Consider the following 26,288-nt stretch of genomic DNA (forward strand, 5'->3'; position numbering starts at 1 on the left):
GCCATATCAAATGCCGTATCAACAGCCTATGATGCCGCCGAATCCATATTATCAACAACCAAATCCATATCAAATGCCATATCAGCAAGGGGCGCCGTTTGGACCGCAATATACGTCTATGCCAAACACGAATATGATGCCAATGGATAATAATATGCCGCCGCTTGTGCAGGGTGAGGAAGATTGTGGATGCGGAGGAGAAAGTAGACTATATAGTCCACAACCAGGCGGTCCGCAATATGCGAATCCTTTATATTATCAACCAACTCAATCTGCATATGCACCACAGCCAGGAACGATGTATTATCAACCAGATCCACCAAATGTATTTGGAGAGCCCATTTCAGAAGAAGAGGCCGAAGAAGAAGTTTAAAAAGGCGGGAGTATTTCCGCCTTTTTTGCATGCGTGTTAATTAAGGAAATGAAGGGTTTTTATGAAGTGCTAGAAAATTCCCAGTGAAATATTAACAGTGTAAAAACCCTCTCTGTTACTCATCATAAGAGGGAGCTTTTCAGAAGAGAAGCTCATTCTAACAGAGGGGGTTTTTGTATTGAATACGAAAGTAAAAGTGATTGCTGCTTCTTTGTTAGTTACCAGTGCATTAGCTGCATGTGGTACACCAAAAGATAACAATGCAATGGATGGACGTAACTACAATTACGAGCGTACATCTTATAATGATACACACCAGTATCGTGATAATGTAACGCGTAATGATCGCTATACAGATTATGTAACATATAGAAATGGTCGTAACGATACAGGATATAACAATTATTACCGAGATGTAAATTACAACGGTCAAATTGCTAATCCACATCCAACACGTAATATTACAATGAATAATTCATACATTAACAATGATGGTAAAACAGCAGAAAAAATTACAAATCGTGTGAAACGTATGAATAACGTGGACCGTGTGTCTACAGTTGTATATGGAAACGATGTGGCGATTGCGGTAAAACCGCGTAATACAGTGACAAATGAAACGGCGATGGCGAACGAAATTCGTCAAGCTGTTGTAAATGAAGTTGGAAACAGAAATGTCTATGTTTCTGTAAGAAATGATATGTTTACTCGTGTCGATGCAATGAGCACACGCCTACGTAACGGTACAGTTACAAACGATTTTAATCGTGATATAGGAAATATGTTCCGAGACATTCGTTACGGTTTAACTGGTACTATGCGATAGCAAAACAAAAGAGGAAGGGATAGCCCTTCCTCTTCATTCATCGTTGTCTTGTAAACGACGTTTTTTAATAAAATAACTAACGGAGTAAGAAACTAAAAAGCATATGAGGAAAACACTACCTGTTAGAATAGCTTTAAATAGAGGTCTTTCAGGAATGAAAATGAGATAAATAATAGTAATAATAATTCCAATAAGAAGAGAGCGTAAAACAAGCTTGTAATAAGGGGTTAATTTTATGTCCTTTTCGCCTTCTTCTACATCGATTGAAACACTTAACTGTAAATAAGCAAGTAAAATACTCGTAAGCATAAATAATAGCCATAATGGAGATTTCGTAATTTGATCAATTCCTTCAGTGAATCCGATATAGCCTAAAATCTCAACTACCCCAATGTATTGAAAAAGAAAGGCCATACGTATGTTTTTTAACGTTTGAAGAATGAGACGTTCATCCTTTATTTTTTCACAATATTCATCCCCTACTTATTATGATTTCGCTTTTATATCTATTGTAATATATATTACAATTATCAATTTATAATTTACATAAAATAATTTGGATGAAAGAGGAAATAAGATATTTTTATAAACATGTTGCACTTATACTTTATTAATGTTATATTAACAAAGCGATGAGCTAATTTACGTAAGACGAGAGATATGCTTAAGTGCTAAACACGCGAATGTGGTCGCCTGGTCTCTCGCCGTAAACGCATCAAGACGCCTGCTTTGCAGGCGTCTTTCATTTTATATAAAAGTAAATGATACATGCAGATGAGGTAAATACCTATCTGCATTTTTTATTTTTTCGAAAGAAATGTAATATGGATAAAACCCCCATTTCCGGAAAAACTACTAATGAAAGTTTGATTTTGCCTAGAAGAGGTGAACGGAAATGAAATGGATACTGATTGCGGTGCAAGCTTTCGTTATGATGTTTTGTTTCGTTTATGAAACGAATGTGAAGGCGGAAGGGCCAGTACCAGAAGTAACGAAAAAAGAACCCGAAGTTACAATTTTATTAGAGCGTATGTATGTTGATGGAGAAGTAAGTGAGGAAATACTTACAGAAAAAGTGGTGGATTTAGAAAAGTTTTTACAGCAGTATAAAGAATGGCAGCTCGTTGATCGTGATGATGTACAAATTGTATTGCAAAAGAAAGTTGATGATATTTCTCCGTTATTAAAAACGAGCGGTTATTTTGGCGTGTCAGAGGAAGGGATATTACAAATTTTCAAAGGTGTACCGAAAAGTGATAATGCGATTCACTCCTTCTTCCAAATTGATATGAAAAAGCTTGAGAGTTATGAGCGTGCGAAATTGAAGCGTGGTATTCGGATTAAATCAAAAGAAGGTTTTGTGAGAACGATTGAAAAAATGAAGCAATACGCAGTGCAAAATAAGAAAAAAAGCAGCTCATGGTGAGCTGCTTTTTCTTACTTATTCTTAGCTAAAATTTCTTTTGCGATTTCATCGATTAGCATATCTTTTCCGATTGGATTGAATGCTTTCGTATTGAAGATTTCGTTTGATACTTCATATACATGATTGTTTTTCACAGCTTTATTGTCTTTCCAAACGGCACTGTTTTTGTAGTCTTCGTAAACTTTATCAGCTTCGCCGCCAAAGTTTACAATAAACATTTGATCAGGTTGGAATGCAACAAGACCTTCTAGCGATACTTGCGCCATTGTCTGTTTTAAATCTGTACCTTTTGTTGCTGGAAGTTTTAAGTCATTAAAGATGATGTCACCGTATCCGAAGCTGCCGTATACGCGGAAGTTTTGTGGTGTAACTGCAACGAACATAAAGTTCTCATCTTTTGTTTTCTCTTTAATTTTTTTAGATAAAGAGTCTGCTTTCTTATCGTAGTCTGCAATCCATTTGTCTGCTTTCTTCTCTTCGCCAAATAGCTTACCTACTTCTTTAAATTTACCACGCCAGTCTTCTAAGTTTGTTTCTAGAACAACTGTAGGTGCAACCTTTTCTAGTTGATCATAAATTTTTAATTGACGGTTGTTTAAAATAATTAAGTCTGGTTTTAAAGCAGTAACAGCTTCTAAATCAACTTTAGGTGCCCAGTACCAACCTACTGCTTTTACTCCATCTAACTTATCTGTTAAGTGATTTTGGATTTTATCTTTATATGTATTTGCTGTACCAACAGGTTTGTGTCCAAGAAGTAATAGTTCTTCTGTTGATCCAGATAAGTCAACAATTCTCTTTGGATTTACTGGAATTGTTGCTTCACCTTTAGCATGTTTTACAACTTTTGTTTTCGGTTGTTCTTTTGCTTTCGATTCTTCTTTTTGAGAAGAGCAGCCAACGATAGAAAGAACAACAAGCATAATAGTAAATAAAATAAATAGCTTACGTTTCATCCTGATGTAACCCCTTTAATTAGTATTGATAATCATTATCGACCTCTGTATATTAAGGTGCTTTAACCTTTCTGTCAATGGAAAATAACAGAAGTTTCAAGTGGAGAACATTTGTTGGGGCAGTCTCGCTTTTCTATCATTAAATATGTTAAAATGGAATACATGATTTAAGAGGGAGAGATCGTATTTTGTTTGAATATGTTACAGGTTACGTGGAGTATGTAGGGCCGGAATATGTCGTAATTGATCATAATGGAATTGGTTATCAAATTTTCACACCGAATCCGTATGTATTTCAAAGAAGTAAGCAAGAAATCCGTGTCTATACATATCATTATGTGAGAGAAGATATTATGGCACTTTACGGGTTTAAAACACGTGAAGAGCGTTTATTATTTACAAAGTTGTTAGGCGTGTCTGGCATTGGGCCAAAAGGCGCTCTTGCAATTTTAGCTTCTGGTCAAACAGGACAGGTCGTTCAAGCGATTGAGCATGAAGATGAGAAGTTTTTAGTGAAATTCCCAGGCGTCGGAAAGAAAACAGCACGCCAAATGATTTTAGATTTAAAAGGAAAACTAGCAGATGTCGTACCAGATGCATTTGTTGATTTATTCTCAGACACAGAACGTTTTGATGAGAAGAAAGGTACATCAGCTGAGCTTGATGAGGCACTGGAAGCTCTGCGCGCACTTGGATACGCAGAACGCGAAGTTTCTCGCGTTGTACCAGAGTTATTAAAAGAATCATTAACGACGGATCAGTATATTAAAAAGGCACTTAGTCTTTTACTAAATGGTAAGAGGTGAGTATAATGGACGAACGTCTCCTTTCAGGGGAATCTGCATATGAAGATTCGGATTTAGAATATTCATTACGGCCACAGACGCTCCGTCAGTATATTGGCCAAGATAAAGCGAAACATAATTTAGAAGTATTTATTGAAGCGGCGAAAATGCGTGAAGAAACGTTAGATCATGTGCTTTTATATGGACCACCAGGTCTTGGTAAAACGACGCTTGCGAATATTATTGCTAATGAAATGGGCGTTAATGTTAGAACAACTTCAGGTCCGGCAATTGAAAGACCAGGAGATTTAGCTGCTGTATTAACAGCGCTTCAGCCAGGAGATGTATTATTTATTGATGAAATTCATCGTTTGCATAGATCAATTGAAGAAGTATTGTATCCTGCAATGGAAGACTTTTGCCTTGATATCGTAATTGGAAAAGGGCCTTCAGCACGTTCTGTACGCCTAGATTTACCGCCATTTACATTAGTTGGAGCAACGACACGCGCCGGAGCATTATCAGCGCCGCTTCGTGACCGATTCGGTGTACTTTCAAGGTTAGAGTATTACACAGTAGATCAGCTTTCTGCGATTGTTGAACGTACAGCAGAAGTATTCGAAGTTGAAATTGATTCGTTAGCTGCACTAGAAATTGCAAGGCGTGCTCGTGGTACACCTCGTATTGCAAATCGTCTTTTAAGACGTGTACGTGATTTCGCGCAAGTTCGTGGTAACGGAACGGTTACGATGGAAATTACACAAATGGCATTAGAGCTACTGCAAGTAGATAAATTAGGTTTAGATCATATTGATCATAAATTACTGCTTGGTATTATTGAGAAATTCCGTGGTGGTCCAGTTGGATTAGAAACGGTTTCAGCAACAATTGGAGAAGAATCTCATACGATTGAAGATGTGTATGAGCCGTATTTATTACAAATTGGCTTTTTACAACGAACGCCAAGGGGCCGAATTGTAACGCCGCTTGCGTATGAACATTTCGGAATGGAGATACCAAAAGTATGACGGAGATGCCAAAGCTGCTTATTACAGCGGGGATCTTACTCATTGTTGTTGGATTAGCTTGGAAGTTCATTGGAAGGCTTCCAGGCGATATTTTTGTTAAAAAAGGAAACGTTACCTTTTATTTTCCTATCATTACATGTATTGTGTTAAGTATTGTATTATCTTTTATTATGTATATAATAAATCGATTCAAATAAGAAATAGGTGGATATAGCTATGGATATAAATCTGTTTGATTTTCATTTACCAGAAGAACTTATTGCACAAGTCCCGTTAGAAGATCGTGAAACATCAAGATTAATGGTGTTAGACCGTGAAACAGGTGATATTGAGCATAAACATTTTACGGACATTCTTTCCTACTTACATGAGGGGGATTGTTTAGTTTTAAATGAAACGAAAGTTATGCCTGCTCGTTTGCATGGTGTGAAAGAAGATACAGGCGCACACATTGAAGTACTTCTTTTAAAACAAGAAGAGGGCGATAAGTGGGAAACGCTTGTAAAGCCAGCGAAACGTGTAAAAGAAGGAACTGTTATCTCTTTTGGCGAAGGAAAATTAAAAGCAACTTGCACAGGAACTGCAGATCAAGGTGGACGTCAGCTTGAATTTTCATATGACGGCATCTTCTATGAAATTTTAGATGAACTTGGGGAAATGCCACTTCCTCCATATATTAAAGAGACGCTAGAAGATCGCGATCGCTATCAAACAGTATATGCGAAAGAAATTGGTTCAGCAGCAGCGCCGACTGCGGGACTTCACTTTACAGAAGAGTTACTTGAGAAGTTAAAGCAAAAAGGCGTTCAGTTAGCATTCATTACACTTCACGTAGGACTTGGAACATTTAGACCAGTTTCTGCAGATACGATTGAAGAACACCATATGCACGCAGAATATTACCATATGTCTGAAGAGACAGCGGCATTATTAAATCGTGTAAAAGAGAATGGTGGACGTATTATTACTGTAGGTACGACATCAACTCGTACGTTAGAAACAATTGCAACAGATCATAACGGTAAGCTTTGCGCCGCTTCTGGATGGACAGATATTTTCATGTATCCGGGATATGAATTTAAAGCAATTGATGGTTTAATTACAAACTTCCACTTGCCGAAATCAACATTAATCATGCTTGTAAGTGCATTTGCAAATAGAGATAATGTACTTCATGCTTACAATGAAGCAGTAAAAGAAAAATATCGTTTCTTTAGCTTCGGTGATGCAATGTTCGTTGCATCTCACGCTAAAATGAGAAACAAATAAAAGGAGTAAGTTATGACAGCAATTCGTTATGAATTTATTAAGACATGTAAACAAACGGGTGCCCGTTTAGGTCGTGTGCATACACCGCACGGTTCATTTGATACACCAACATTTATGCCAGTTGGTACACTTGCGACAGTTAAGACAATGTCACCAGAAGAATTAAAAGCAATGGATTCTGGCATTATTTTAAGTAATACGTATCATTTATGGCTACGTCCAGGTCATGAAATTATTCGTGAAGCAGGCGGCTTGCATAAATTTATGAACTGGGATCGTGCAATCTTAACAGACTCTGGTGGTTTCCAAGTATTCAGTTTAAGTGACTTCCGTCGTATTGAAGAGGAAGGCGTTCACTTCCGTAACCACTTAAATGGAGATAAATTATTCTTATCACCAGAAAAAGCGATGGAAATTCAAAATGCATTAGGTTCAGATATTATGATGGCATTTGATGAGTGTCCACCATTCCCAGCTACTTTTGAATATATGAAGAAGTCTGTAGAACGTACAAGCCGTTGGGCAGAACGTTGCTTAAAAGCGCATGAACGTCCACAAGATCAAGGTTTATTCGGTATTGTACAGGGCGGGGAGTACGAAGAGCTTCGTCGTCAAAGTGCAAAAGACCTTGTTTCAATGGACTTCCCTGGTTACGCTGTAGGTGGTTTATCTGTAGGTGAGCCGAAAGATATTATGAACCGTGTACTTGAGTTTACAACACCACTTCTTCCAGATAATAAGCCACGTTACTTAATGGGAGTAGGTTCTCCTGACTCATTAATCGATGGTGCAATTCGTGGTATTGATATGTTTGACTGCGTACTTCCAACTCGTATCGCTCGAAATGGTACATGTATGACAAGTGAAGGTCGTCTAGTTGTAAAAAATGCGAAATTTGCAAGAGACTTCGGTCCGCTTGATCCAAATTGTGATTGCTATACATGTAAAAATTACTCTCGTGCGTACATTCGTCACTTAATGAAATGTGATGAAACGTTCGGAATTCGTTTAACGTCTTATCACAACCTTCATTTTCTGTTAAACTTAATGGAGCAGGTGAGACAAGCTATTCGTGAAGACCGTCTTGGCGATTTCCGCGAAGAATTCTTTGAACAGTATGGCTTTAATAAACCGAATGCTAAAAACTTCTAATACATAATTTAAAAGGAGGAACAAAAGATGAATGCAGGTATGATGAATATCGTTATGATTGTTGCGATGTTTGCGATTTTCTATTTCTTATTAATTCGCCCGCAACAAAAGCGTCAAAAAGCAGTTGCTCAAATGCAAAACGAATTAGCAAAAGGTGATGCTATCATAACAATTGGTGGCTTACACGGTACAATCGAATCAGTAGATGACACGAAAATTGTTATTAAATCTGGTGGTTCACACTTAACTTTCGATCGCAATGCGATTCGTGAAGTTGTGAAAAACTAATGTGGAAGGCCCTGCATGAAATGTGCAGGGCCTTTTTTAGTTACTTTGCTTTGACATATTTACACCGAAAATACCACCGAGTGTACTCGCCCCCATTAATGCTAATTGATAAAGTAATTGTGAGTTCGATAAAGTTTGAGAAAAGCCTAAATAGTTAACTAGAAAAACGAGTATAGTGAACGTGAGACCTGTTGTGAGACCTACCAGCCACCCTTTCCCCTGTGCTTTGTTGCCAGCAATAAAACCAGACATAAGCATAGATAAAAGAGCGAGTATAAAAATAGTAACGGCTAATGTCCCTTCGTTTATATTCGTAAACTTTAATAAAAGAGCCATAATCATGCTAGTAAGAGATGCGAGAATTAATAGTGTAGTAATACCGAATCCGATTGCAGTGGATAATTTTTTCGTTCCATCCATTTATACATTCCCCCTTTTTAATACAAGCATATTTTCCTTTTGTCTAAGTTAGACTAGTTTCTTTTTTATAGGGGAGTCTATACGTAAAAAAGGAGATGTAGAAATGGAATGGATATCAATAATTGGACGGACAATGCTTTTGTATACCATCATCTTAATTATTTTTCGTCTTATGGGTAAACGTGAGATAGGAGAGCTAAGTGTATTAGATTTAGTCGTATTTATTATGCTTGGAGAAATGGCTGTAGTAGCAATTGAAAATACCGATAAATCACTTTGGCATCAATTAATTCCGATGACTTTTCTTATGTGCATCCAAATTATTTTGTCAGTCATTTCCCTAAAGTATCAACGCTTTCGGCATTTAATAGAAGGTGAGCCGGCTATTCTTGTAAACGCGGGGAAGATTGATGAAAAGAAGATGAGAAAGCAACGTTATAATATAGATGATTTAATGATGCAATTAAGGGAGCAAGGAGTTGGAGATATTCGGGATGTAGAATATGCTATTTTGGAACCGTCTGGGAAGTTATCTGTCTTTCAAAAACAAAAAAATAAACAGGATGTATTGCAGTTTACTCTTCCTCTTATTATTGATGGAGAAATTCAATCTAGTCATTTACAAATGATTGAACATACAGATGAATGGCTTATTGAGAAATTAAAAAACTTAGGTTATAACGATGTGACACAAATTTTATACTGTAGTTTTCAAAACGGAAAATTTTTTGTTGATGTAAAAGAAAATTAGAGATTTATTCTTTGAAAGAGTAAGAATGATTAGTTTAACTAATAATCAGTGGAGATTACCCCACTGATTAAAGTTTCAACTTATTTCAAAAATGAAAGTTTACGAATGATAGGGAGACGACTTAACTCTTCTTTTCGAATGAGTTTGAAGGTGAAGAGAAGTACGATATAAACAATTGTTGTTAAAGTGATTTCCCATAATGTTTGTATGCCGAGGGAATGAGAGAAAATAATATATTTATGAATATAAAAACCGAAGGCGCCTGCGATACCGATGGCAAGTCCGCCGAAAATATAGTCTTTTGCGTAAATGGTAAATGTAATCTTTTTTAAAACAGTAGCGTAGTGAAGAAATGTTACTGTTACAATATTTGCAGCGATAGCGAGAGCAACTCCCATCATTTGAAATTCTGGCCTTGAGGCTAGTACAAAAATAACAATTAATTTCACGGTGGCGCCAATAAATGTATTCATCATTGCAGCTCTTGCTAAGTTTAAAGCTTGCAAAACAGAGGTCAGTGGACTTTGGAAATAATGAAATAAAAAGCAAGGTGCAAGAAGTTGAATGAATGCTGTTGCGCTGTCTGATCCGTACATAAGAGTTAAAACAGGAGAAGCGAATACATATAATATAACGACAGACCATCCCCCGGTAATTAATGAAATTCGAAGTGCTTGTTGTAAGCGGTGCTCCACTAATTTATGTTGTCTTTTTGCCATCGCTTCACTAATAGAAGGGACGAGCGCTGTAGAAAGAGCGTATGTAATAAAGGCGGGTAGTGATAGGAGCGGGAATGCATAACCGTTTAACATGCCGTATTGCTGGGTTGCAACAGAAGCAGCGACACCAGCGATTGCTAAGCTTTGCATAACGACAATAGGTTCAAAAAAATATGAAACGGAGCCGATTAAACGACTTCCTGTAGTGGGAAGAGCTATATCCATAAGGGAATAAAATGTTCCTTTGCTCTCCTTTACAGTAGTGAAAAATCCAGAGCGTATTGATAAATGTTTTTCGCGCTGAAATAACGTGAGTAAAAATAATAAGGATGCAACTTCACCGAGAACAGCTGATAACATAGCACCGGCTGCAGCATATTCTACGCCGTAAGGTAAAAATAATTGAATGCATATAGCGATAATGGTAATGCGGACAACTTGTTCTAGAACTTGTGCATAAGCGCTAGGTTTCATATTTTGTTTCCCTTGAAAGTAACCGCGCAAAACAGAAGAAATGGCAATAACAGGAACGACGGGCAAAATGGCTATTAATGGATAGTACGTTCTTTCGTCGGTTAATAATGTTTTTGCTAAAATAGGTGTGAGGAACATAATTCCGATTGTTAATATGATACTAATAACGGATGTAACAGCTAGTGATACAGTTAATATTTTTTTAACTCTTTGTTTATCGTTCACAGCTTCCGCTTCTGCTACAAATTTTGCGATTGCGACAGGAAGACCGATTTGTGTTAATGTAATTGCTAAAATGAATGTAGGAACGGCCATCATATAAAGACCAACGCCTTCTTCACCTAAAATACGTGCCATTACTATACGATTGATGAAACCGAGTATTTTTGTAATAAATCCGGCTATCATTAAAATAAATGCGCCTTTTAAAAAGCTTTGTCTCGTCATGTTCTTCTCCTACCTTCTCAAAATCAATGGAATGATTTACAATAATTTATATGCACGTACGAGACAAGAATGACAAGCATTTAAGAGAGTGAACTATGATAGCGCTCTTGAAAGTAGTTATTGCTGTCCATTAGAGCGGGATTAAAGCGACTTTTTCGTGCTGAAATAAGAAGGAGATGTTATAGATGTTAGATAAAGAGGCTTTGGTAGAATCATACCGCGGACAGTTACAAGTCGTTTTAGAAAGTAAAGTAGAAGAGTTTCACATGTTCGGTTACGACCGAGTGACAGATGATGATATTTGGAAGTTTCTCAAAGTGAAAAAGTGGAAAAAGATAGACAGTGATGTTAGATTATATGAATTGGTAAATGATGTATTAAGAGTAAGTGCTAATGAGTATATGACATATTTAACTGTTGAAGCGTACCAAGCGCCACTTTGGTCATTTGATGAGTACGAAAATAAATAACCGACTGCAATTGGTTTGTTCTTCCTTTTGCAGTATAATGATATGTATTGATAAAGAGGAAATAATTATGTCTAAGATTATATATAAAGGAGGTAGTGAAGAGGAAAATAAATGATGAAAGTCTAGGTAGTGTAAAAGCTTACCTATACAGCTAGTGATGAACTAGCAAAAATTATAGAAAGGAAGTCTACTAACTAGGCGTATGCACACGTATAAAAGTGAATCGTAAGAGATTTATTTAAAGTGTTAGTAGCAGAAAGAGGGTACATATGGCAAAGCGTGGTACGAGAATTGCCGCCTTTTTCCTCATCGTCTTATTAATCGGTGGAGTAATTGGTGCGGCGGGAAAAGACATAGCAAAAGGAATTAGTCTAGGACTAGACCTTCGCGGTGGTTTTGAAATTCTGTATGAAGTAAAACCAGCCAAAAAAGGTGATAAAATCGATCGAGACGTACTTGTAAGTACAGTAGGTGCTCTTGAAAATCGTGTCAATGTTCTCGGTGTAAGTGAGCCGAACATTCAAATCGAAGGGCAAGATCGAATTCGTGTACAGCTTGCTGGTGTACAAGATCAGCAAAAAGCACGTGAAATGTTATCAACACAAGCGAAATTAACATTCCGTGATGTGGATGATAACCTTCTTATGGATGGAACGGATTTAAAAGGCGGCGGAGCGAAGCAAACATTTGATGAGCAAGGCCGTGCGAGCGTAGGTCTTACACTGAAAAGCGCTGAAAAATTCCGTGCAGTAACTGAAAAAATTTCTAAAATGCCACCACCAACGAATTTAATGGTGATTTGGCTGGACTTTGAAGAAGGAAAAGATTCATATAAAGCAGAATCTGCAAAACCGAATCCGAAGTTCTTATCAGCAGCAACAGTAAGCCAAGTATTTAACCAAGCTGAAGTATCTATCGTAGGTGGAAACTTCACAGTTGAAAGTGCGAAACAACTTTCATCTTTATTAAATGCAGGTGCACTTCCTGTTGATTTAAAAGAAATGTATTCAACATCTGTTGGAGCGAAATTTGGTCAACAAGCATTAGATCAAACAATTTTCGCTAGTGCGATTGGTATCGCTCTTATTTTCTTATTTATGCTTGTGTATTACCGTTTACCAGGGCTTGTAGCTGTAATTATGTTAGGTCTATACATTTTCGTTACATTACTTGTCTTTAACTGGATGCATGCAGTTCTTACGTTGCCAGGTATTGCGGCGTTAGTGCTCGGGGTAGGTATCGCAGTTGATGCGAATATTATTACTTACGAGAGATTGAAAGAAGAGCTGAAAATTGGTAAGTCCATGATGTCAGCATTCCGAGCTGGTAACCATCGTTCATTAGCAACAATTCTAGATGCGAACGTTACGACTCTTGCAGCTGCAGGTGTGTTATTTGTATATGGTACAAGCTCAGTCCAAGGGTTTGCAACAAGTTTAATTGTAAGTATTTTAGTCGGTTTCATTACGAACGTATTCGGTACTCGTTTCTTACTAGGTTTACTTGTAAAGAGCCGTTACTTTGATAAAAAACCAGGATATTTTGGTGTGAAACAAAAGGATATTATTCCTTTAACAAAAGGTGTAGTACATCCACCAACGAAATTTGATCGTATTAACTTCGTAAATATCGGTCATAAATTCCTTATCTTCTCAATTGTAGTTGTAATTGCAGGTGCAATTATCCTGCCAATTTTCAAGTTGAATCTTGGTATTGACTTTGCAAGTGGTACACGTATGGACTTGCAATCAAAACAAGCAGTTACTGTGGCTGATGTTCATAAAGATTTTAAAGAGTTGAACATTGATGTGAAGGAAGAAAATATTGTACCGACTGGAGATGACAATAAAGGTTTCGCAGTTCGTACATTAGGTGTTTTATCAAAAGATGAAATTGCGAAAACAAAAACATTCTTCCATGATAAATATGGTACGGATCCAAACATAAGTACAGTTTCACCGACAATCGGTAAAGAGATTGCACGAAATGCATTTATCGCTGTACTAATTGCTTCTGCAGTTATCATTTTATACGTAAGTATTCGATTCCGATTTACGTATGCGTTATCTGCAGTGCTTGCGTTACTACATGACGCATTCGTTATGGTTGTTATGTTTAGTATTTTCCAATTGGAGGTAGACTTAACGTTTATCGCTGCAGTACTAACAATCATCGGTTATTCTATTAATGACTCGATTGTTACATTTGATAGAAACCGTGAATTATACAAACAGAAAAAACGAGTGCGCGATATAAAAGACCTAGAAGAAATCGTAAATGCAAGTATTCGCCAAACGCTTGGTCGTTCGATTAACACCGTATTAACAGTGTTACTCCCAGTAATTGCACTGCTTATCTTCGGTAGTGAGTCACTACGTAACTTCTCGTTTGCGTTGCTTGTTGGATTAATTGTAGGTACGTACTCTTCTGTTTTCGTTGCCTCTCAAATTTGGTTAATGCTTGAAAACCGTCGTTTGAAAAGAGGTAAAAACAAGAAGAAGGTTGAGAAAGTAGAATCTGAACCGCAAGTATAGAAAAGATGATGTCTCTTTATGAGGCATCTCTTTTTTCGTTTGTGGATACAATAAGATAGCAACTTTTTGATGGGAAGAAGATGGAAGAAAGTGGTGGTGTTATCGCTGTTTTTGTTAAAATAAAAAGATAGGTTAAGAAAAGAAGGGATTTTAATTATGGAAAAAGATGAACGTTTTAAACAGGCCGAGTTTGGTGCTATTGTCGGGATCGTTGGTAATATTATATTAGCAATTGTAAAGGCGGTAATTGGTTATATTGGGAACAGTAAAGCACTGTTAGCAGATGCGGTGCATTCTGCATCAGATGTAATTGGTTCGCTAGCTGTACTTTTTGGATTGCGAGCGGCAAAGCAGCCACCTGATGAAGATCATCCGTATGGTCATGGTAAAGCGGAATCGATTTCAGCGATTATTGTTGCGGTATTATTATTTATTGTGGGACTCGAGATAGCGATTTCGTCTATAAAAGCTTTTTCGCAGGAACTAGAACCACCGAAAGGAATTACGATTTTTGCTGTTGTTCTTTCGATTATCGTGAAAGAAGGAATGTTCCAATATAAATTCCGATTAGGGAAGAGGGTAAATAGTGATGCAATTATTGCAAATGCATATGAGCACCGTTCGGATGTATTTTCTTCAATTGCAGCTTTAATCGGTATTTGTGCAGCTATAATCGGTGGTAAGCTTGGTATAGACTGGCTTGTATACGCTGATCCGATTGCAGGATTAGCTGTTTCACTTCTTGTTGTAAAAATGGCATGGAGCATTGGAGCGGAAGCAATTCATGCAACGCTTGACCATGTTCTTCATGAGGAGGATGTTATTCCGCTTAGAGAAGCAGTTCTTCAAGTAGATGGTGTGAAAAAAATTGGTTCTTTATATGCACGGGAGCATGGTCATTATGTTATTGTCGATATTAAAGTGTCTGTAGATCCATACATTACTGTAGAAGAAGGACACCGCATTGGAAAACATGTGAAAGAAATACTTATGAAACAAGAGAATGTACAAAATGTATTCGTGCATATAAATCCGTATTCTCCAAATTAAACATCATTAACATTTTTGTATATAGATATTGCATCGTAGTTTGCATTATATTGTCACCCCTTAATCTGTCTTGTATAATAAACAGGTTAAGGGGTGATTTCGTGTTACAACCGAAGACGCGTTGGAAAGAAAAAGAATATAATGACGAGCGAGTGAGTGAATTAGCAAGTAAATTACAGTTATCGCCACTTGTCGTTTCATTATTCCTCGGTAGAGGACTAGATACAGAAGATAAGATTTTAGATTTTTTAAATACAGAAAATCAAGAATTTCATGATCCATTTTTATTAGAAGGAATGGATAGAACGGTAGAACGTGTAAATAAGGCGATTCAAAATGGAGAGCAAATATTAATATTTGGTGATTACGATGCGGACGGAGTAAGTAGTACGACGGTTTTATATCTTGCTCTTCAAGAATTAGGTGCAGAAGTAGAATTTTACATTCCAAATCGTTTTACAGAAGGGTATGGACCGAACGAAGAAGCGTTTCGTTGGGCGCATAGCGCAGGGTTCTCACTGATTATTACTGTTGACACTGGCATCGCAGCAGTACATGAAGCGAATGTAGCAAAGGAGCTTGGAATAGATCTAATTATTACAGATCACCATGAGCCACCGCCAGAATTGCCAGAAGCACTTGCGATTATACATCCGAAATTAGAAGGTGGCCTATATCCGTTTCACTATTTAGCTGGTGTAGGTGTTGCGTTTAAAGTTGCGCATGCACTATTAGGCCGTGTACCAGAACATTTATTAGAGATTGCAGTAATCGGTACAGTAGCCGATTTAGTTTCACTTCATGGTGAAAATAGGTTGCTAGTGAAACGCGGTTTAAAACATATGCGTATGACGAAAAATATTGGTTTGAAGGCATTGTTTAAAGTTGCTAACGTTTCGCAAAGTGAAATTACAGAAGAGAGTATTGGCTTCTCAATTGCACCGCGTATTAATGCGGTCGGGCGTTTAGAAGATGCAACGCCGGCTGTACACCTTTTATTATCAGATGATCCTGAGGAAGCGAAAGAGTTGGCCGAAGAAATTGATGAGCTGAACAAACTGCGAAAAGATATTGTAAAGCAAATTACCGAAGAGGCTATCGCTGAAGTTGAAAATAACTTTCCGCCAGAAGAAAACAAAGTATTAGTACTTGCAAAAGAAGGTTGGAATCCAGGTGTAATTGGGATTGTCGCTTCTAAATTAGTTGAACGTTTTTATCGTCCGACTATTGTATTATGCATTGATCCTATAAAAGAAACAGCAAAAGGCTCAGCGCGTAGTATTGCAGGATTTGATTTGTTTGCAAATTTATCAGATTGTAGAGAGTTATTGCCACACTTCGGAGGGCATCCGATGGCAGCTGGGATGACGCTACATATGAATGATGTAGATGAATTACGCCGTCGCTTAAATGAACAGGCAGATGCAATTTTAACAGAAGAAGATTTTATTCCAATTACAGCAGTTGATGTTTTTTGTAAAGTGGAGGATGTAACGCTAGCGGCAATTGAAGATATGCAGAAGTTAGCACCATTTGGTGTTGGAAATCCGAAACCACGTATTGCAGTGAAAGATGCAGAGTTAGAAAGTATTCGCGCAATCGGATCAGATGGCTCTCATTTAAAAATGGCTCTTCGTGATGGACAAGCAACACTGGATACAATTGGATTCGGTTTCGGTGCATATGCGAAAGAAATCTCTCCAGTTGCAAAGGTATCTGTAATAGGGGAAGCATCCATCAATGAATGGAATAATTTTAAGAAGCCACAACTAATGGTACAAGATATTGCTGTAGAGGCGTGGCAATTATTTGATTGGCGTAGTATGCGTAATGCAGAAGCAAATTTAGCAGAACTTCCGAAAGAAAAAATAACAATGGTGTATTTTTCTGAAGAGGTATTGAATAAATTTTCTTTAGAGGACTATAAAGAAAAGCTTATGCATGCGTCAGAAGTAACGCATTTAGATGATCAATACATCGTGTTACTCGATTTGCCAAAAGGAACAGATGAATTACGTGAGTTATTTAAAGTAGGATTCCCAGCGCGAATTTATACGCTGTTTTATCAAGAGAATAACCATTTATTTAGTACAGTTCCTACGAGAGAACATTTTAAATGGTACTATTCTTTCTTAAACCAAAAAACACCATTTTCTTTAAGACAATATGGAGAACAACTATGTCGTCATAAAGGTTGGTCAAAAGATACAGTAAATTTCATGACACAGGTGTTTTTTGAGTTAGAATTTGTTACAATAAAAGATGGCGTCATTTTTATGGCAGACAAAAAACAAAAGCGTGATTTAATTGAATCGAACACATATCGTGAGAAAATGAACCACTTACAATTAGAAAAAGAATTGGTTTATAGCACATATCAGCAACTATATACATGGTTTGAAACGATTCGTAATCATAAAGAAGTAGAACAGTTAGGGTAAAGGATTTGTATTTACAAACCTTTTAGATCTGAGGAGGATTCAGAAATATGGATTTCAAGCAACATATCGCAATTGTACCGGATTATCCGAAAGAAGGTATTGTGTTCAAAGACATTACACCTTTAATGAATGACGGTAAAGCATACAAAGCAGCAACAGATGCAATCGTTGAGTACGCAAAAGAAAGAGATATCGATGTTGTAGTAGGACCAGAAGCTCGTGGTTTCATTATCGGTTGCCCAGTTTCTTATGCGTTAGAAGTAGGATTTGCACCAGTTCGTAAATTAGGGAAATTACCACGTGAAGTAATTACAGTTGACTACGGTAAAGAATATGGTAAAGATGTTTTAACAATCCATAAAGATGCAATTAAGCCAGGTCAACGCGTATTAATTACAGATGATCTATTAGCTACAGGTGGAACAATCGAAGCGACAATTAAGTTAGTTGAAGAGCTAGGCGGAGTTGTAGCAGGAATTGCATTCTTAGTAGAGCTTACTTACTTAGATGGTCGTAAAATGTTAGATGGTTACGATGTATTAGTATTAGAAAAATACTAATCACTATATAGGTAAAACTACGGTGATAAAAAGTACCCGTGAATCTCTTGGAGAGGAGCGGGTACTTTTGTATAATTGAACAAAAAATCATGGTGAAATGTCAGTAAAATCTTTTCCTTTTCACAATTCACAATCATTGGGTTATAATGATAGAATATAATTTATTCTATTAAATAAAGATAAAGTCAATTTTCAATAAAAGGTGATTCGATGGCAAATGAGCAGGTACTAACAGCTGAACAGGTACTCGAGAAAGCAAGTCAATATTTAGCGGATGAAGATATTGAGCTAGTGGCACGTGCCTATGAATATGCACGTGATGCGCATAGCGAACAATATAGAAAATCGGGTGAACCGTATATTATTCATCCGATTCAAGTTGCAGGTATTTTAGTTGATTTACACATGGATCCAGCTACGGTATCAGCAGGTTTCTTACATGATGTAGTGGAAGATACAGAGATTACGTTAGAAGATATTGAACGGGAATTTAACAAAGAAATTGCTATGCTTGTTGATGGTGTTACAAAGCTTGGGAAAATCAAATATAAATCTCACGAACAACAACAAGCAGAAAACCATCGCAAAATGTTTATTGCAATGGCTCAAGATATTAGAGTTATTTTAATTAAACTAGCTGATCGTCTTCATAACATGCGTACATTGAAACATTTGCCTCAAGAGAAGCAGCGTCGCATAGCGAATGAAACGTTAGAAATCTTTGCACCTTTAGCACATAGACTCGGAATTAGTACTATTAAATGGGAGCTAGAGGATACGTCACTTCGCTATTTAAATCCACAGCAATATTATCGTATTGTAAATTTAATGAAGCGTAAACGTGCAGAACGTGAAGAATATTTAGACGAAGTAATGACTGGTATTCGTGAGAAATTAAAAGAAGTTGCAATTCAACCTGAGATTTCTGGAAGACCGAAACATATTTACAGTATTTATCGTAAAATGGCACTGCAAAATAAGCAGTTCAATGAAATTTACGATTTATTAGCTGTACGTGTTGTTGTAAATAGTATTAAAGATTGTTATGCGGTGCTTGGAATTATTCATACGTGCTGGAAGCCGATGCCAGGTCGTTTTAAAGATTATATTGCAATGCCAAAAGCAAATCTATATCAATCTCTTCATACGACCGTAATTGGACCGAAAGGTGACCCACTTGAAGTGCAAATTCGTACGAAAGAAATGCACGAAATTGCAGAATTCGGGATCGCGGCACACTGGGCGTATAAAGAAGGAAAAACAGCAGAAACAACAGGTACACTAGAGAAGAAACTCACATGGTTCCGTCAAATATTAGAATGGCAAAATGAAGCTTCTAATGCAGAAGAATTTATGGAGTCATTAAAAATTGATTTATTCTCTGACATGGTATTCGTCTTTACACCGAAAGGCGATGTAATGGAATTACCACTTGGATCGGTTCCGATTGATTTCGCGTATCGTGTCCATTCGGAAATTGGGAATAAAACAATTGGTGCAAAAGTAAACGGTAAAATGGTGACGCTGGATTATAAATTAAAAACAGGCGACATCATTGAAATTTTAACGTCGAAACATTCCTATGGCCCAAGTCAAGATTGGGTAAAACTTGCTCAAACATCTCATGCAAAAAATAAAATTCGTCAATTCTTTAAGAAACAACGTAGAGACGAAAATATTGAAAAAGGCCGTGAACTTGTTGAAAAGGAAGTACGTGGTCTAGAGTATGAGATGAAAGAAGTATTAGCGCCTGATAACTTAAAACGCGTCGCTGAGAAATTTAACTTTGCAAATGAAGAAGATATGTTTGCAGCAGTTGGATATAGCGGAATTACAGCTTCGCAAATTGTTACGCGACTAACGGACAAGTTCCGCAAACAACGCGAAGAAGAAGAGATTGTTGAAGTTAAAGAAGTTCGTAAACCGATGAAAATTCGAAAATGGGATTCTGGTGTAAAAGTAAGCGGTGCTGATAATTTATTAATCCGTTTATCGAAATGCTGTAACCCAGTTCCGGGCGATGATATCGTTGGATATATTACAAAAGGCCGAGGCGTATCGATTCACCGCCGTGATTGTGTAAATGTTCATACAGAAGAAGCTGTAGAAAGATTATTAGAAGTAGAGTGGGAAGGTAGCCCTGAAAAAGAAATTGAGTATAACGTTGATATTGAAATTTCAGGTTACGATCGCCGTGGTTTATTAAATGAAGTACTGCAAGCTGTTACAGAGACGAAAACGTACATTTCAGCTGTTTCTGGTAGAAGTGACCGTAATAAGATGGCGACAATTAATATGTCAATCTCAATTCGTAACTTACAACATTTGAAAAAAGTAGTAGAACGCATTAAACGTGTTCCGGAAATTTATGCAGTACGACGCATGATGCATTAATAGGGAGTGTAGAAAGATGAGAGTTGTTTTACAACGATCAAAGAAAGCGTCTGTCACGGTAGACGGTGAGATCGTAGGACAAATTCCGTTCGGTTTAACATTACTAGTTGGCATTACGCACGAAGATACAGAAAAAGATGCAACTTACATTGCGGAAAAAATTTCAAACTTACGTATTTTTGAAGATGAGAGCGGAAAGATGAATCATTCTATACTTGATGTAGAAGGACAAGTTCTATCTATTTCGCAATTCACATTATACGGAGATTGTCGCAAGGGGAGACGTCCAAACTTTATGGATGCTGCGAAACCTGACTATGCAGAGCGTTTATACGATTTCTTTAATGAAGAAGTTCGCAAACAAGGATTGCATGTAGAAACAGGGAAATTCGGAGCAATGATGGACGTTTCTTTAATCAATGATGGTCCGGTGACCTTAATTGTAGAAAGTAAATAGTGTTGATAAAAAAGAGAGGGTTATATAATCCTCTCTTTTTTATACATTGTTGTATGTTTTGTTCATTTATCATACGATTAATTTGAAGGGGAATAAAAGGAAAAGAAGGTGTAGTATGCTTCAAGAATTTAATATAGCTTTACGTTTTATGCTAGAGTTATGTATTCTTGGGATTGTTGGATACTGGGGGTTTCGAGTAGGAACAACAACAGCTATAAAAATTACACTTGCTATTATTATTCCGATTGTTGTTGCTGCCATTTGGGGGTTATTTGGAGCTCCACATGCAGAATGGGAAGTAAAAGGTATATTACATGTATTATTAGAAATTATCGTATTTGGAGTAGGTGTTGCAGCATTATATCATTTGAAGCATCATATGCTAGCAAGCGGACTGGCTATTGTTATTGTTATAAATCGAATACTAATGTTTATTTGGAATCAATAGCAGTTTCGGTTATGTATAACTCTCTCATCAATATGGAACAATAAAAAGTAAAACATCCATATTGAATGTGAGGGATATACGTATGCGCATGAATGAAAAAGGGCATTCTGTTACAAATGGTGCAAATCAACTATTTAACGTGAATTTTCATGATTTTATTTCAAAAGAGCAAAACAATACTTCAATGGAGCTTGCTTCCGAGTTTGGGATTTCTCTTCAAGATGTAAAGCGTCTAAAGAAGCAGATTGAACGTTCTTAGAGCACTTGACAATCCTACTTAACAAACGTATAGTAATTTTATATTTACATATGAATATAACCGTTGATAGAGAAGAGTAAATGAGACACACATGGAAAGAGAAGGAATGTCTTAGGCTGAAAACATTTCTGCATGATGACTGATTGAATGACACTCTAGAGGTTTCAACTTGAACGGCATATATGCTTAGTAGGGATGAACGCATATTTAAGCGTTATTAAAAAAGTGGAAGCATACGTGCTTCAATTAGGGTGGCACCACGGGTATAATACTCTCGTCCCTACTGTTTAAACAGTAGAGGCGGGAGTTTTTTTATTTTTATTAAGATTAAAACAATTTGAGGAGGAACTGAATATGTCTATTCAAATCCCACGCGGAACGCAAGATATTCTTCCAGGCACTGTTGAGTTATGGCAGTATATCGAAGGGCAAGCACGCGAAATTTGCCGTCGTTACAATTATAAAGAAATTCGTACACCAATTTTTGAGCACACGGAGCTATTTTTACGTGGTGTTGGTGATACGACAGATATCGTACAAAAAGAAATGTACTCATTCCAAGATCGTGGAGAGCGCAGCTTAACATTACGTCCAGAAGGTACTGCACCTGTTGTACGTTCTTACGTTGAAAATAAAATGTTTGGTGATGCAACACAACCAACGAAATTATACTATATCGGTCAAATGTTCCGTTATGAAAGACCACAAGCAGGTCGCTATCGTCAATTCGTACAATTCGGTATCGAAGCAATCGGCAGTAATGATCCTGCAATTGATGCAGAAGTAATTGCACTTGCTGTTGAATTTTACCGCGGCATGGGCTTAAAAAATATTAAAGTTGTATTAAACAGTTTAGGTGATGCAGCGAGCCGTCAAGCACACCGTGATGCATTAATCGCACACTTTGAGCCACGTATCGGCGAATTCTGCTCTGACTGTCAATCTCGCTTAGAAAAGAACCCACTTCGAATTTTAGACTGTAAGAAAGACCGTAACCATGAATTAATGGGAACAGCACCATCTATTACAGAATACTTAAACGAAGATTCAGCAGTATACTACGACAAAGTTCAAGAACTATTAACGATGATGGATGTTCCATTTGAAAAAGATCCGAACTTAGTACGTGGTTTAGACTACTATCAACACACTGTTTTTGAAATTATGAGTGAGGCAGAAGGTTTCGGTGCGATCACTACATTAAGCGGTGGTGGCCGTTATAACGGACTTGTACAAGAAATCGGTGGACCAGAAATGCCAGGTATCGGTTTTGCAATGAGTATTGAACGTTTAATTATGGCGCTAAAAGCTGAAAATATTGAATTACCACTTGAACATAGCATTGATTGTTACGTTGTAGCGCTCGGTGAAAAAGCGAAAGACCATGCTGCAAAAGTTGCGTTCAATCTTCGTAAAGCTGGATTGTCAGTTGAAAAAGATTATTTAGATCGCAAAATGAAAGCACAATTTAAATCAGCAGATCGTCTAAAGGCGAAATTTGTAGCTGTATTAGGAGAAGATGAGCTGGATAAAGGTATCATTAACTTAAAAGATATGGCAACAGGTGAACAAGAAGAAGTAGCGTTAGATGTATTTGCTTCATACGTAGCAGAGAAATTAATATAGGGGGAACTTACAGTGGCTGAAAGAACACATGCATGTGGAAAAGTAACAGTAGAAGCTGTTGGACAAACAGTTCAATTAAAAGGTTGGGTACAAAAACGCCGTGACTTAGGTGGATTAATCTTTATCGATTTACGTGACCGCACAGGTATCGTACAAGTTGTATTTAACCCAGAAACATCAAAAGAAGCGTTAGAAGTAGCAGAAACAATTCGTAGTGAATACGTATTACACGTAGAAGGTACAGTTGTTGAACGTGGTGAAGGCGCAATTAATGACAATATGGCAACTGGTCGTATTGAAGTACAAGCAACAAAAGTAAATGTACTAAATGCAGCGAAAACAACGCCAATTATCATTGCTGATGATACAGATGCATCAGAAGATGTGCGTTTAAAATATCGTTATTTAGACTTACGTCGTCCTGTAATGTTCAACACATTCAAAATGCGTCACGACGTAACAAAAACAATTCGTAATTTCTTAGATACAGAAGAGTTTTTAGAAGTCGAAACACCAATTTTAACGAAAAGCACGCCAGAAGGAGCTCGTGACTATTTAGTACCAAGTCGTGTACATGATGGTGAATTCTATGCATTACCACAGTCACCACAGTTATTTAAACAGCTTCTTATGGTCGGCGGATTTGAGCGTTACTATCAAGTAGCACGTTGTTTCCGTGACGAAGATTTACGTGCGGATCGTCAACCAGAATTCACGCAAATCGATATCGAAGCTTCATTCTTAACACAAGATGAAATTTTAGATATGATGGAGCGTATGATGACGAAAGTTATGAAGGATGCAAAAGGTGTAGAAGTTAGTGCACCATTCCCTCGTATGAAATATGCTGATGCAATGGCTCGCTACGGTTCTGATAAGCCAGATACACGCTTTGAAATGGAACTAACAGACTTATCTGAGTTTGCAGCAGGTTGTGGATTTAAAGTGTTTACAAGTGCTGTAGAAAGCGGCGGACAAGTAAAAGCAATTAATGCAAAAGGTGCTGCAAGTAAATACTCTCGTAAAGACATCGATGCATTAACTGAATTTGTGAAAGTATACGGTGCAAAAGGTCTAGCTTGGCTTAAAGTTGAAGAAGACGGCCTAAAAGGACCGATTGCGAAATTCTTCGGTGAAGAAGATGCAAACGTGTTAATGACTACATTAGAAGCTACTGCTGGCGACTTATTACTATTTGTAGCAGATAAGAAGAGCGTTGTTGCAGATAGCTTAGGCGCACTTCGTTTACGTCTAGGTAAAGAGCTTGAGTTAATTGACGAAAGTAAATTTAACTTCCTATGGGTAACTGATTGGCCACTTCTTGAGTACGATGAAGATGCAGATCGTTACTTCGCAGCTCACCACCCATTCACAATGCCATTCCGTGAAGATGTTGAGCTACTAGAAACAGCACCAGAAAAAGCACGTGCACAAGCATATGACCTTGTATTAAACGGTTATGAGCTTGGTGGCGGATCACTTCGTATTTACGAGCGTGACGTACAAGAAAAAATGTTCAAAGCACTTGGATTCTCACAAGAAGAAGCGCAAGAGCAATTCGGATTCTTATTAGAAGCATTCGAATACGGTACACCACCACACGGCGGAATCGCATTAGGTTTAGATCGTCTTGTTATGTTACTTGCAGGCCGTACGAACCTTCGTGATACAATTGCATTCCCAAAAACAGCAAGCGCAAGCTGCTTATTAACAGAAGCTCCAAGCCCAGTTGCAGAAGCACAGCTTGAAGAGTTAAACTTAAAATTAAGCTTAAAAGAAGAGAAGTAAGAATAGGGTCTAGATGGTTATACTATAACCATCTAGACTTTTTTAATGGATAATTAAAAGAAGAAACAAAATCCCGGTTTACACTATGTTTTTATTATCGAAATATGTATTTTTAGGAATTCTATAACTTTTTCTATACAAATAGTCGGAAAAACGCTAGAATACATGGTAGACCATTTTTGTAATAGGAGTGTAGAGCTGAATGTTACATCAATTTTCACGTAATGAATTAGCCTTCGGTAAAGAAGGACTTGAAATATTAAAAAATAGTACAGTTGGTATTTTAGGAATTGGCGGCGTAGGTTCATTTTCAGCTGAAGCGTTAGCGCGTTCTGGAGTAGGACGTCTCGTATTAGTTGATAAAGACGTTGTAGATATTACAAACGTAAACCGTCAAATTCACGCTTTAGTATCTACTGTAGGACGTTCAAAAGTAGAATTAATGAAAGAGCGTATTGCAGACATTAATCCGGAATGTGAAGTAATTGGATTAGAAATGTTTTATACAGATGAAACATATGAAGAGTTCTTTAAACACGGTTTAGATTTCGTAGTGGATGCATCTGATACGATTACGTTCAAAATCCATTTAATTAAACAATGTTTACGTCGTAAAATTAAAATTATCTCATGTATGGGTGCAGCAAATAAAATGGACCCAACTCGTTTCCGTATTGCGGATATCTCTAAAACACATACAGATCCAATTGCGAAAGTAATTCGTACGAAGCTTCGTAAAGAGGGTATTAAAAAAGGTGTAAAAGTTGTCTTCTCTGACGAGAATCCAATCGTAATTCGTGAAGAAGTACGTAAAGAGATCGTACCAGACGAAAATGCAAAAATTCGTAAAGCGAAATTACCACCTTCATCAAATGCATTCGTACCATCTGTGGCAGGCTTAATTATGGCAAGTCACGTTGTACGTGAACGTATTAAAAACGTAGAAGTGAAACGTGTGGGGCAAGAATAAAGTGAAAGCATATATCCATTTTGGATATATGCTTTTTTATATGTATTAAAGAAATAAAAATATTTGCATTACTACTAGTTCAAATGTGAGCAAGGCTAGTAAGTAATGATTATATTTACCCAATCTATTTTGGGCGTTTCTTTGTATGACAGGGAGGAATGTTATTGTCAATCTTTGTCGTTAAATCGATATCCTTTGTCGAATCGTTGATATATTGCAAGTTGTGATAGATATATTTGAAAAATCGTTGATATATTGCAAGTTACGATAGATATATTTGAAAAATCGTTGATATAATTTCAATTACCGATATATATGGTTCACCGAAAACAAACAAGGATGTCACTTTTTTAACTAAGTGACATCCTTGTTTTTAA

At 37.1% G+C, this 26,288-nt stretch carries 25 protein-coding genes, 1 pseudogene and 1 other annotated feature; of the genes and pseudogenes, 22 read left to right on the forward strand and 4 right to left on the reverse strand.

Annotated features, from left to right (window positions below; genetic code table 11):
* Together MR160_RS24760 and MR160_RS24765 are read left to right on the forward strand one after the other, a co-directional pair.
* Positions 1 to 373, forward strand: a pseudogene (locus MR160_RS24760) (hypothetical protein); the annotation flags it as partial.
* A gap of 178 nt (positions 374 to 551) precedes the next feature.
* Positions 552 to 1,199, forward strand: a complete 648-nt coding sequence (locus MR160_RS24765) for a YhcN/YlaJ family sporulation lipoprotein (RefSeq protein ID WP_001093530.1) — start codon at positions 552 to 554, stop codon at positions 1,197 to 1,199.
* A 33-nt stretch (positions 1,200 to 1,232) separates the two neighbouring features.
* Here the strand turns inward: MR160_RS24765 and MR160_RS24770 are convergent, their stop codons facing one another.
* Positions 1,233 to 1,613, reverse strand: a complete 381-nt coding sequence (locus MR160_RS24770) for a branched-chain amino acid ABC transporter substrate-binding protein (protein ID WP_242298274.1) — start codon at positions 1,611 to 1,613, stop codon at positions 1,233 to 1,235.
* A 481-nt stretch (positions 1,614 to 2,094) separates the two neighbouring features.
* Between MR160_RS24770 and MR160_RS24775 the strand changes: the two genes are divergently transcribed.
* Entirely contained in the window at positions 2,095 to 2,625 is a 531-nt protein-coding gene (locus tag MR160_RS24775; RefSeq protein WP_000871202.1) for a BofC C-terminal domain-containing protein, read from the forward strand.
* An 11-nt stretch (positions 2,626 to 2,636) separates the two neighbouring features.
* Here the strand turns inward: MR160_RS24775 and MR160_RS24780 are convergent, their stop codons facing one another.
* A complete protein-coding gene (locus MR160_RS24780; protein WP_000823610.1) occupies positions 2,637 to 3,581 on the reverse strand; it encodes an iron-hydroxamate ABC transporter substrate-binding protein in 945 nt (314 codons plus the stop codon).
* A gap of 188 nt (positions 3,582 to 3,769) precedes the next feature.
* On the opposite strand from MR160_RS24780, the gene ruvA reads away from it, so the two are divergent.
* The 6 genes from ruvA to yajC are packed head-to-tail and all read left to right on the forward strand — an operon-like array spanning position 3,770 to position 8,103.
* Positions 3,770 to 4,387, forward strand: coding sequence for a Holliday junction DNA helicase RuvA (gene ruvA, locus MR160_RS24785; protein ID WP_000464512.1), 618 nt, complete (start codon positions 3,770 to 3,772; stop codon positions 4,385 to 4,387).
* A 5-nt stretch (positions 4,388 to 4,392) separates the two neighbouring features.
* Positions 4,393 to 5,394, forward strand: a complete 1,002-nt coding sequence (gene ruvB, locus MR160_RS24790) for a Holliday junction branch migration DNA helicase RuvB (protein WP_000344464.1) — start codon at positions 4,393 to 4,395, stop codon at positions 5,392 to 5,394.
* Positions 5,391 to 5,591 carry a DUF2905 domain-containing protein gene (locus MR160_RS24795; protein WP_000138162.1) on the forward strand — a complete coding sequence of 67 codons (201 nt, stop codon included), beginning with the start codon at positions 5,391 to 5,393 and terminating at the stop codon, positions 5,589 to 5,591. The genes ruvB and MR160_RS24795 overlap by 4 nt, the downstream gene beginning before the upstream one ends.
* A 19-nt stretch (positions 5,592 to 5,610) precedes the next feature.
* Complete coding sequence (gene queA / locus MR160_RS24800) at positions 5,611 to 6,663, forward strand: tRNA preQ1(34) S-adenosylmethionine ribosyltransferase-isomerase QueA (protein ID WP_000354016.1); 1,053 nt, start codon at positions 5,611 to 5,613, stop codon at positions 6,661 to 6,663.
* A 12-nt stretch (positions 6,664 to 6,675) separates the two neighbouring features.
* Complete coding sequence (gene tgt / locus MR160_RS24805) at positions 6,676 to 7,815, forward strand: tRNA guanosine(34) transglycosylase Tgt (protein WP_000125365.1); 1,140 nt, start codon at positions 6,676 to 6,678, stop codon at positions 7,813 to 7,815.
* Between the two features lie 27 nt (positions 7,816 to 7,842).
* Positions 7,843 to 8,103: a preprotein translocase subunit YajC gene (yajC, locus tag MR160_RS24810; protein ID WP_000991113.1), complete on the forward strand. Its 261-nt coding sequence runs from the start codon at positions 7,843 to 7,845 to the stop codon at positions 8,101 to 8,103.
* Positions 8,104 to 8,139: 36 nt separating this feature from the next.
* Here the strand turns inward: yajC and MR160_RS24815 are convergent, their stop codons facing one another.
* Entirely contained in the window at positions 8,140 to 8,523 is a 384-nt protein-coding gene (locus tag MR160_RS24815) for a TIGR04086 family membrane protein (RefSeq protein WP_000349145.1), read from the reverse strand.
* A gap of 103 nt (positions 8,524 to 8,626) precedes the next feature.
* Between MR160_RS24815 and MR160_RS24820 the strand changes: the two genes are divergently transcribed.
* A complete protein-coding gene (locus tag MR160_RS24820) occupies positions 8,627 to 9,274 on the forward strand; it encodes a DUF421 domain-containing protein (protein ID WP_000454822.1) in 648 nt (215 codons plus the stop codon).
* 80 nt (positions 9,275 to 9,354) lie between these two features.
* On the opposite strand, the gene spoVB is transcribed toward MR160_RS24820, so the two are convergent.
* The gene (gene spoVB, locus MR160_RS24825) at positions 9,355 to 10,914 is read right to left on the reverse strand and encodes a stage V sporulation protein B (RefSeq protein ID WP_000198293.1); all 1,560 of its coding nucleotides are present in this window, start codon (positions 10,912 to 10,914) and stop codon (positions 9,355 to 9,357) included.
* A 185-nt stretch (positions 10,915 to 11,099) separates the two neighbouring features.
* Between spoVB and MR160_RS24830 the strand changes: the two genes are divergently transcribed.
* From MR160_RS24830 to MR160_RS24885, 12 genes are all read left to right on the forward strand, one after another.
* Positions 11,100 to 11,384 carry a post-transcriptional regulator gene (locus tag MR160_RS24830; RefSeq protein ID WP_000884549.1) on the forward strand — a complete coding sequence of 95 codons (285 nt, stop codon included), beginning with the start codon at positions 11,100 to 11,102 and terminating at the stop codon, positions 11,382 to 11,384.
* A gap of 269 nt (positions 11,385 to 11,653) precedes the next feature.
* Positions 11,654 to 13,918 (forward strand): protein translocase subunit SecDF, encoded by a 2,265-nt coding sequence (secDF, locus tag MR160_RS24835; protein WP_016077245.1) that lies wholly within the window; start codon positions 11,654 to 11,656, stop codon positions 13,916 to 13,918.
* 156 nt (positions 13,919 to 14,074) lie between these two features.
* Positions 14,075 to 14,968, forward strand: a complete 894-nt coding sequence (locus tag MR160_RS24840) for a cation diffusion facilitator family transporter (RefSeq protein WP_000409738.1) — start codon at positions 14,075 to 14,077, stop codon at positions 14,966 to 14,968.
* A 101-nt stretch (positions 14,969 to 15,069) separates the two neighbouring features.
* Positions 15,070 to 17,409 (forward strand): single-stranded-DNA-specific exonuclease RecJ, encoded by a 2,340-nt coding sequence (gene recJ / locus MR160_RS24845; protein WP_242298276.1) that lies wholly within the window; start codon positions 15,070 to 15,072, stop codon positions 17,407 to 17,409.
* 47 nt (positions 17,410 to 17,456) lie between these two features.
* Complete coding sequence (locus tag MR160_RS24850) at positions 17,457 to 17,969, forward strand: adenine phosphoribosyltransferase (protein ID WP_000346215.1); 513 nt, start codon at positions 17,457 to 17,459, stop codon at positions 17,967 to 17,969.
* Between the two features lie 210 nt (positions 17,970 to 18,179).
* Positions 18,180 to 20,363 (forward strand): GTP diphosphokinase, encoded by a 2,184-nt coding sequence (gene relA / locus MR160_RS24855; RefSeq protein WP_001262795.1) that lies wholly within the window; start codon positions 18,180 to 18,182, stop codon positions 20,361 to 20,363.
* A gap of 16 nt (positions 20,364 to 20,379) precedes the next feature.
* Complete coding sequence (locus tag MR160_RS24860) at positions 20,380 to 20,820, forward strand: D-tyrosyl-tRNA(Tyr) deacylase (RefSeq protein ID WP_001266968.1); 441 nt, start codon at positions 20,380 to 20,382, stop codon at positions 20,818 to 20,820.
* A gap of 115 nt (positions 20,821 to 20,935) precedes the next feature.
* On the forward strand, positions 20,936 to 21,268 hold the full coding sequence (locus tag MR160_RS24865) for a YrdB family protein (protein ID WP_000938750.1): 333 nt from the start codon (positions 20,936 to 20,938) through the stop codon (positions 21,266 to 21,268).
* A gap of 82 nt (positions 21,269 to 21,350) precedes the next feature.
* The gene (locus MR160_RS24870) at positions 21,351 to 21,527 is read left to right on the forward strand and encodes a hypothetical protein (RefSeq protein ID WP_001242605.1); all 177 of its coding nucleotides are present in this window, start codon (positions 21,351 to 21,353) and stop codon (positions 21,525 to 21,527) included.
* 54 nt (positions 21,528 to 21,581) lie between these two features.
* Positions 21,582 to 21,812 (forward strand) — a binding site (T-box leader).
* Positions 21,813 to 21,881: 69 nt separating this feature from the next.
* Complete coding sequence (hisS, locus tag MR160_RS24875) at positions 21,882 to 23,153, forward strand: histidine--tRNA ligase (protein ID WP_000027086.1); 1,272 nt, start codon at positions 21,882 to 21,884, stop codon at positions 23,151 to 23,153.
* 12 nt (positions 23,154 to 23,165) lie between these two features.
* On the forward strand, positions 23,166 to 24,941 hold the full coding sequence (gene aspS / locus MR160_RS24880; RefSeq protein WP_000840901.1) for an aspartate--tRNA ligase: 1,776 nt from the start codon (positions 23,166 to 23,168) through the stop codon (positions 24,939 to 24,941).
* A gap of 202 nt (positions 24,942 to 25,143) precedes the next feature.
* Positions 25,144 to 25,911: a tRNA threonylcarbamoyladenosine dehydratase gene (locus tag MR160_RS24885; protein WP_000903182.1), complete on the forward strand. Its 768-nt coding sequence runs from the start codon at positions 25,144 to 25,146 to the stop codon at positions 25,909 to 25,911.
* Positions 25,912 to 26,288: the final 377 nt, after the last annotated feature.

Source organism: Bacillus cereus group sp. BfR-BA-01382, assembly GCF_022663475.1.
Classification (GTDB): Bacteria; Bacillota; Bacilli; order Bacillales; family Bacillaceae_G; genus Bacillus_A; species Bacillus_A thuringiensis_S.

Coding starts and splice junctions, on each gene's coding strand:
- spoVB (WP_000198293.1), bottom strand. CDS start 10,914: ATGACGAGACAAAGCTTTTTAAAAGGCGCATTTATTTTAATGATAGCC.
- tgt (WP_000125365.1), top strand. CDS start 6,676: ATGACAGCAATTCGTTATGAATTTATTAAGACATGTAAACAAACGGGT.
- secDF (WP_016077245.1), top strand. CDS start 11,654: ATGGCAAAGCGTGGTACGAGAATTGCCGCCTTTTTCCTCATCGTCTTA.
- MR160_RS24815 (WP_000349145.1), bottom strand. CDS start 8,523: ATGGATGGAACGAAAAAATTATCCACTGCAATCGGATTCGGTATTACT.
- relA (WP_001262795.1), top strand. CDS start 18,180: ATGGCAAATGAGCAGGTACTAACAGCTGAACAGGTACTCGAGAAAGCA.
- MR160_RS24780 (WP_000823610.1), bottom strand. CDS start 3,581: ATGAAACGTAAGCTATTTATTTTATTTACTATTATGCTTGTTGTTCTT.
- hisS (WP_000027086.1), top strand. CDS start 21,882: ATGTCTATTCAAATCCCACGCGGAACGCAAGATATTCTTCCAGGCACT.
- ruvB (WP_000344464.1), top strand. CDS start 4,393: ATGGACGAACGTCTCCTTTCAGGGGAATCTGCATATGAAGATTCGGAT.
- MR160_RS24870 (WP_001242605.1), top strand. CDS start 21,351: ATGCGCATGAATGAAAAAGGGCATTCTGTTACAAATGGTGCAAATCAA.
- MR160_RS24795 (WP_000138162.1), top strand. CDS start 5,391: ATGACGGAGATGCCAAAGCTGCTTATTACAGCGGGGATCTTACTCATT.
- MR160_RS24850 (WP_000346215.1), top strand. CDS start 17,457: ATGGATTTCAAGCAACATATCGCAATTGTACCGGATTATCCGAAAGAA.
- yajC (WP_000991113.1), top strand. CDS start 7,843: ATGAATGCAGGTATGATGAATATCGTTATGATTGTTGCGATGTTTGCG.
- MR160_RS24820 (WP_000454822.1), top strand. CDS start 8,627: ATGGAATGGATATCAATAATTGGACGGACAATGCTTTTGTATACCATC.
- MR160_RS24865 (WP_000938750.1), top strand. CDS start 20,936: ATGCTTCAAGAATTTAATATAGCTTTACGTTTTATGCTAGAGTTATGT.
- MR160_RS24860 (WP_001266968.1), top strand. CDS start 20,380: ATGAGAGTTGTTTTACAACGATCAAAGAAAGCGTCTGTCACGGTAGAC.
- MR160_RS24885 (WP_000903182.1), top strand. CDS start 25,144: ATGTTACATCAATTTTCACGTAATGAATTAGCCTTCGGTAAAGAAGGA.
- MR160_RS24830 (WP_000884549.1), top strand. CDS start 11,100: ATGTTAGATAAAGAGGCTTTGGTAGAATCATACCGCGGACAGTTACAA.
- MR160_RS24770 (WP_242298274.1), bottom strand. CDS start 1,613: ATGGCCTTTCTTTTTCAATACATTGGGGTAGTTGAGATTTTAGGCTAT.
- queA (WP_000354016.1), top strand. CDS start 5,611: ATGGATATAAATCTGTTTGATTTTCATTTACCAGAAGAACTTATTGCA.
- MR160_RS24840 (WP_000409738.1), top strand. CDS start 14,075: ATGGAAAAAGATGAACGTTTTAAACAGGCCGAGTTTGGTGCTATTGTC.
- MR160_RS24775 (WP_000871202.1), top strand. CDS start 2,095: ATGAAATGGATACTGATTGCGGTGCAAGCTTTCGTTATGATGTTTTGT.